The 6583-nt window shown below is 69.8% G+C and carries 8 protein-coding genes; 2 read left to right on the top strand and 6 right to left on the bottom strand.

Annotation, left to right across the window (positions count from 1 at the left end):
• Both NI18_RS16410 and NI18_RS27245 read left to right on the top strand, forming a co-directional pair.
• Window positions 1-759, top strand: a 759-nt coding sequence (locus NI18_RS16410) for a FecR domain-containing protein (protein WP_037531526.1), incomplete at its 5' end; no start/stop codon positions are given.
• Window positions 760-1350: 591 nt separating this feature from the next.
• The gene (locus NI18_RS27245; RefSeq protein WP_306286473.1) at window positions 1351-2448 is read left to right on the top strand and encodes an alkaline phosphatase D family protein; all 1098 of its coding nucleotides are present in this window, start codon (window positions 1351-1353) and stop codon (window positions 2446-2448) included.
• 27 nt (window positions 2449-2475) lie between these two features.
• On the opposite strand, the gene NI18_RS16420 is transcribed toward NI18_RS27245, so the two are convergent.
• The 6 genes from NI18_RS16420 to mbhE all read right to left on the bottom strand — a co-directional run.
• Window positions 2476-2895, bottom strand: a complete 420-nt coding sequence (locus NI18_RS16420) for a Na+/H+ antiporter subunit G (protein WP_037531528.1) — start codon at window positions 2893-2895, stop codon at window positions 2476-2478.
• The gene (locus NI18_RS16425) at window positions 2892-3161 is read right to left on the bottom strand and encodes a K+/H+ antiporter subunit F (RefSeq protein WP_037531531.1); all 270 of its coding nucleotides are present in this window, start codon (window positions 3159-3161) and stop codon (window positions 2892-2894) included. Before NI18_RS16425 ends, NI18_RS16420 begins: the two co-directional genes overlap by 4 nt.
• Window positions 3158-3649 carry a Na+/H+ antiporter subunit E gene (locus NI18_RS16430; protein ID WP_037531532.1) on the bottom strand — a complete coding sequence of 164 codons (492 nt, stop codon included), beginning with the start codon at window positions 3647-3649 and terminating at the stop codon, window positions 3158-3160. Before NI18_RS16430 ends, NI18_RS16425 begins: the two co-directional genes overlap by 4 nt.
• Complete coding sequence (locus NI18_RS16435; RefSeq protein ID WP_037531534.1) at window positions 3646-5169, bottom strand: monovalent cation/H+ antiporter subunit D; 1524 nt, start codon at window positions 5167-5169, stop codon at window positions 3646-3648. Before NI18_RS16435 ends, NI18_RS16430 begins: the two co-directional genes overlap by 4 nt.
• Window positions 5166-5522: a Na+/H+ antiporter subunit C gene (locus NI18_RS16440; protein ID WP_042467027.1), complete on the bottom strand. Its 357-nt coding sequence runs from the start codon at window positions 5520-5522 to the stop codon at window positions 5166-5168. Before NI18_RS16440 ends, NI18_RS16435 begins: the two co-directional genes overlap by 4 nt.
• A 2-nt stretch (window positions 5523-5524) precedes the next feature.
• The coding region (gene mbhE / locus NI18_RS16445; protein WP_037531536.1) for a hydrogen gas-evolving membrane-bound hydrogenase subunit E at window positions 5525-6583 on the bottom strand (1059 nt) is incomplete at its 5' end.

The following is a 6583-nucleotide window of genomic DNA, read 5'->3' on the forward strand; positions in this document are numbered from 1 at the left end:
ATCGGCCGGCCCGGGGACGATCGCGCGCGCCGGGGGCGGCGATCGATGCCGCGGCTGGCCGCTGCTGCCTGCGCGATGCTGGTTGCGATTCTGTTGCTCGTGCCGATGCTGGCGACGACGCGCTATCGCACCGGCCCTGGCGAGAGCCGCACCGTCGTGCTCGCGGACGGGTCGCGCGTCGACCTGAGCGGCGACACCGAGCTGCGCGTGCGAATTCTGCCGTGGCACCGCGGTGCCGAGCTCGTCCGCGGCGAGGCCTATTTCGATATCCGCCACGAACGCAGCCGGATGTTCCGGGTCGCGAGCGGCACCACGTCCGTCCGCGTGCTGGGCACCGCGTTCAACGTCGATCGCCAGTCGCCGACGCGCACCGCCGTGGTCGTCTACCGCGGTGCGGTCGAGGTCGGCGTCGCCGGGGAAGCGGATCTGGTGCTGCACAAGGGCGACGGTGCGCGCGTCGTCGACGGGCAGGTCACGGCGCAACCGCGTATCGCGGCCAGCGCGCCCGAGTGGAAGTCGGGGTGGTTCGAGGCGTCCGACGTTCCGCTCGCGGTGCTGATCGGCAAGGTGCAGCGTTACTCGGCGCGGCCGATCCTGTTGGAGGATCGCGGCCTGCAGGCGCTTCCGATCAGCGGCCGCTTTCATATTTCCGACACCGACCGCGCATTGCAGGCGGTGGAGGCGGCCTATCAGGTCGATGTCGCTTACGGGAAAGACGCGATCGCCATCCGCCCGGCGGGCGGGCCCGGAAATCCGTAGGATCGCCGCCGCCCGTTCTTTTGTCTGTCGGGTTTTGCCCGGCTGCTCCGTCTTTCCGGCATAGCAGGTCGCGCTGCGACGCCGGTCGGGCGCAGCAGGCGCGCGCTGCCGCAGGGAGTGTCCTTATGGCTCAGTTCGATCGCCGCAATCTGGTCAAGGCCGGCCTCTCGCTCGCGGTGCTGGGCGGGGCGGGGCGGGGGCGCCGCGGTTGCTGGCGAAGGCGACGTTCACGCGCGATCCGTTCACGCTCGGTGTCGCCTCCGGAGACCCCTGGCCCGACGGGTTCGTGATCTGGACCCGGCTGGCGCCCGAGCCGCAGACCCCGGACGGCGGCATGCCGCCGCATGATGTTCCGGTCCGCTGGGACATCGCCGAGGACCCCGGTTTCCGCAAGATCGTCCGGACGGGATCGGCGGTCGCCGACGCGACGCTTGCGCATTCGGTCCATGTCGAGGTCGACGGGCTGCGATCGCACCGCCCCTATTGGTATCGCTTCCTCGTCCAGGGTGCCGGATCGAGCCCGGTGGGGACAGCGCGCACCGCGCCTGCGGCGGGCGCGTCGCTCGATCGGCTGCGGCTGGCGATGCTGGGGTGCCAGGATTTCGAGACGGGCTTCTTCACCGCCTATGCGCATGTCGCGCGCGAGCCCGATCTCGACGCGGTCTTCCATTATGGCGACTATATCTACGAGATGGCGACCCGGGCCGAGCCCAGTCCGCGCAAGCACCTCGCGCCGAGACCTATACGCTCGACCAGTATCGTCGCCGCTATGCGCAGTACAAGGCGGATCCCGACCTGCAGGCGGCGCACGCGGCGGTCGCGTTCATCATGTCGTTCGACGATCACGAGATCGACGACAATTGGGCGGGCGAATTCGACAAGGACGGCAACCCGCCGCCGGTGTTCGCCGCGCGCAAGGCCGCGGCGTTGCAGGCCTGGTACGAGCATGTCCCCGTCCGCCGCGCGCAACGGCCCGGGACCGGGCGCGCCTATCGCCGGTTCGATTACGGCACGCTGGCGCGGATGCACGTGCTCGACACGCGCTCGGCCCGCAGCGACCAGCTTTGCGAGCGGCCCGGGATCGCGCGGGGCGAACTCGACGCCTGCGTGCCGGTCGACCGGCCGGGGCGCACGATGCTGGGGGCCGCGCAGGAGCGCTGGCTGGACGACGGGCTCGCCAATGACGCCCGGTGGAACTTCATCGCGCAGCAGGTGCTGTTCATGCCCTATGACGCGCGCAAGGACGGCGCGACGACGCCGGTGGTCGGCAAGGATAATTGGAACGGCTATCCGCTGGCGCGGCAGCGGCTCGTCGACGGCATCGCGCGGCGCGGGCTGACTAATGTCGTGATCGGCAGCGGTGACCTGCACCAGAATGTCGTCGGTTCGGTCCCGCGCGACGCGAACGACCTTGGCGGTCCCGCGATCGCGACCGAGTTCCTCGCGACCTCGATCTCGTCGGGCGGCACCGGCGGTGCGCGCTATGCGGGCGAGACGCGCGCGCTCGACCATAATCCGAACGTCAGCCTGCTCAACAACCAGCGCGGCTATCAGCTGTTCACCGTGACGCCGGACCGCTGGCTTGCCGAGGTGAAGGTGATGGACCAGGTCGATCGGCCGGGCGGGTCGATCTCCACCTTCGCCAAGTTCGTGGTGGATCCGAAACAGCCCGGGCCACAGCCGGCCTGACCCGGCCGCGCGACCCCGTGGCGACGCTCAGGGGTTTTCGATCGAGGCCTGCGTGTCGGTATGCGGCGCCTCGAACGTCGCCCATTCGCCTTCGCCATCCGGGTCGGGCCGGGGCGGTGGCCCCGAAATGCCGTCGTGATCGGGGCGGTCGCCGGTCCGCGCGCGGTGGAGATGGACCTTGGCGATCATGTTCGCTGAAATCGGTGCGGTGATGAACAGGAACAGCGAGATCAGCAGCTCGTGCGCGGTCCAGACGCCGAGCCGGACCTGGAAGAACACCACCGACGCCAGCAGCAGCCCGCCGAGCCCGAGCGTCGTCGCCTTGGTCGGGCCGTGCAGCCGCTCCATCGTCGAGGGCAGGCGGACCAGCCCCCAGCTACCGATCAGCACGAACGCCGCGCCGAGCAGGATCAGTCCGGCGATGACGATCTCGACGATGCCGCTCATTCGACGATGTCCCCGCGCAGGAGGAACTTGCAATAGGCGATGGTGCTGACGAACCCGACCATCGCCAGCAGCAGCGCGGCCTCGAAATAGGTGTCGTTGCCGCCCATCATGCCGATCACGACGATCACCGCGATGACGTTGATCACCATCGTGTCGAGCGCGAGGATCCGGTCGGCGAGCGCGGGCCCGCGGTATAGCCGCCAGCCGTTGAGCAGTAGCGCGAGCGCGATGGCGATGGCGGCGATCTGCAAGGCTATGGCGATCATGGGAAGATCCTCAGCAGCGGCGCCTCGTAGCGGGTCTTGATCCGCGCGATCTCGGCGGCCGCGTCCGCGACGTCGAGCGCGTGGACCAGCAGGAAGCGCCCGTCGGCGGACACGTCGGACGAGACCGTCCCCGGCGTCAGGCTGATCGTCGCGGCGAGCACGGTGATCGCCTCGGGCGACGACAGCGCGACGGGCACGACCAGCCAGCGCGAGCGGAGATCGCGGTTGCGCCGGAACAGGATCAGCCGCGCGACCTCGAAATTGGCGACGACGATGTCGTAGAGCACGAGGCCGACATAGCCGAGCAGCGCGCGGCCGAAGCGGACGCGGGGGCGATCGGGCCAGAAGGGCTCGGTGAACTTGGGCAGGACGATCCCGAAGACCATACCGAGCAGGATCCCGCCGACCGTGATGCTGTTCGCCATCAGCAGCCAGACGACGACCAGCATCGCGGTCAGCGCGGGGTGGGGAAGGAGGCGCTTGATCATCGCGTCGCCTCCGTCAGGACCGCTGCCGCATAGCGATCGGGGGCATAGATCTGCGCGGCGGTCGCCTCGGCCTGCGCGGTGGCCCAGCCGGCACCGAGCGTCAGCAGCGCGAGCAGCACGATAAGAGTCGCCGGCGCGATCAGTTCGGCGCGCGACCGGTCCGCGCCCGCGATCGGGTTGGCATCGTCGGCCGCCTTCCAGAACAGCGTGCTGCCGCTGCGGGCAAAGCCGACCACGCCGATCAGCGTGGTGCCCAGCACTGTCGCCCAGATCAGCGGCCATGGCGCGGCCGTGACGCTGGTCTGGAGGATGAACAGCTTGGCGACGAACCCCGACAGCGGCGGCAGGCCGACTGCGGCGATAGTCGCGGCGAGGAACAGCAGCCCCGTCGCCTGCTGGCCGCCAAAGCGCGGGCTGGGGACGATCGCGTCGCCATATTGGCCGCGTCGGCGCAGCGTCACGTCGGCGACGAGGAACAGCGCCGCGCCCGCCAGCGTCGCGTGGACGAGATAGAACAACGCGGCCGCGGTCGTCGCCTGTGTCCAGCACGATACCGCGAGCAGCAGCGTCCCGGTCGAGCCGAGGATCGCGAACGCCGCCTGTTCGCGCATCGCGCGCGCCGCCAGCACGCCGACAAAGCCGATGATCGCGGTCAGCACGGCGGCGGGCAGCAGCCAGGGCGCCGGCACCCAGGCGGCGGCGCCCGCGGCATCGCCAAAGATCAGCGGCACGACCCGGATCATCGCATAGACGCCGACCTTGGTCATGATCGCGAACAGCGCGGCGACGACCGGCGCGGTCGCGGCATAGGTGCGCGGCAGCCACAGGTGCAGCGGCACGACCGCCGCCTTCAGCGCGAACACCGCGAGCAGCAACAGCCCGGCGAGCCGGATCAGCCCCTGGTCCTGTGCGCCCAGTGCGGCGATGCGCTGGCCGAGATCGGCCATGTTGAGCGTCCCGGTCAGCCCGTAGAGCAGCCCCAGCGCGATCAGGAACAGCGCCGAGCCGACGATGTTGACGACGACATAGGCGACCCCCGCCTTCAGCCGCGCCGCGCCCTGACCGTGGAGCATCAGCCCGTAGGAGGCGATCAGCAGCACCTCGAAGAACACGAACAGGTTGAACAGGTCCCCGGTCAGGAACGCGCCGTTCAGTCCGAGCAGCTGGAACTGGAACAGGGGATGGAAATGCCAGCCCTTGCGATCGACCGCGGTGACGACCGCGTGGAGCATCACCACCAGCGCCAGCACCGCCGCGAGCACCAGCATCATGGCGGACAGCCGGTCGAGCACCAGCACGATCCCGAACGGGGCCGGCCAGCCGCCGAGCGGATAGGCGCGGATCGCATCGTCCTGCGCGATGCCGAACAGCGCGAGCGCGACGACCAGCATCGCGACGCAGCCGGCCAGCGACAGCGCGACGCCGACATGCCGCCGCCGCCGCATCACCATCAGCGTCAGCGGCGCGATGATCGCGGGGATCACGACCGGCGCGATCACGAGATGGTCGAGCAGCGTCATGCGCGATCCTGCTCCGGGCCGGGGACGGCGTCGGCGATGCCGTCGACCTGGTCCGATCCGCTTTCGAGGAAGCTGCGCAGCGACAGGATGACGACCAGCGCGGTCATCCCGAAGGTGATCACGATCGCGGTCAGCACCAGCGCCTGGGGCAGCGGATCGGCATGGTCGGTCACGCCCTTGGCGAACAGCGGCGGGCGGTCGACGACGAGCCGGCCGATCGCGAACAGGAACAGGTTCACCGCGTAGGACAGCAAGGTCAGCCCGAGCACGACCTGAAAGGTGCGGCCGCGCAGCGCGAGATAGACGCCGCCTGCGGTCAGCACCGCGATTCCGCTGGCGATCAGGAATTCCAGGCTCATGCCGATGTCTCCTCGTCGGCCTGATCGCGGTTGCGCGCCGCGCGCTGCGCGACGTGGCTGAGCTGGGCGAGCGCCATCATCACCGCGCCGACGACGACGCAAGCGACGCCCGTATCGAAGAACATCGCGGTCGCCAGTTCGACCTCGCCAACCAGCGGAATGTGGAAATAGCCGAAGCTGCTCGTCAGGAACCGCGCGCCGAAGACGAGCGAGCCGAGCCCCGTCGCGGTCGCGATCAGCACGCCGACCGCGATCAGCGGATGTTCGCCGATCCGGCGGCGGTCGTCGGTCCAGTCGAAGCCCGAGGCGAGATATTGCAGCAGGATCGCGATCGAAACGACCAGCGCGGCGATGAACCCGCCGCCGGGCTGGTTATGCCCGCGCAGGAAGATGTAGAGGCCGACCAGCAGCGCGAGCGGCAGCAGCAGCCGCGTCGCCATCACGAACATCATCGGGTGGCGCTCGGGCGAATGGGGCATGTCGTGCCGCCATTCGCGCAACCGCCGCCCCGCCGTGCCGCGCGCCGCGGGCTCGAGCAGCGCATAGATGGCCAGCCCCGCGATCCCGAGCACGATGATCTCGCCCAAGGTGTCGAATGCGCGGAAATCGACCAGGGTCACGTTGACGACATTGGTCCCGCCGCCGCCCGGATAGCTGTTCGCCCAGTGGAACGACGAGACCGTGTCGCGCAGGTCGCGCGTCATCACCGCCCAGGCCGCCCAGCCGGTGCCGATCCCGGCGACCGCCGCCAGCAGCGCATCGCGGCTGCGGCGCGGCAGGCTCGAGAGTTGCGGCGGAACCTTGGGCAGCAGGTGCAGCGCGAGCAGCATCAGCAGGATCGTCACGACCTCGACCGCGATCTGGGTCAGCGCCAGGTCTGGGGCGGAAAGATGGACGAAGGCGAGCGCGATGACGAGGCCGATGACGCTGATGAAGACCAGCGCGAGGAAGCGCTGGCGTTGCATCGCCACGACGATGCCGGTCGCGACGACCAGCGCGAACCAGGCGACGACCGCGACCGGCGACGCGGGCAGCGTCGCGCGCGTCCCCGGCAG

The sequence above is a fragment of the Sphingomonas sp. Ant20 genome (assembly GCF_000783375.1).
Lineage (GTDB): Bacteria > Pseudomonadota > Alphaproteobacteria > Sphingomonadales > Sphingomonadaceae > Sphingomonas > Sphingomonas aerolata.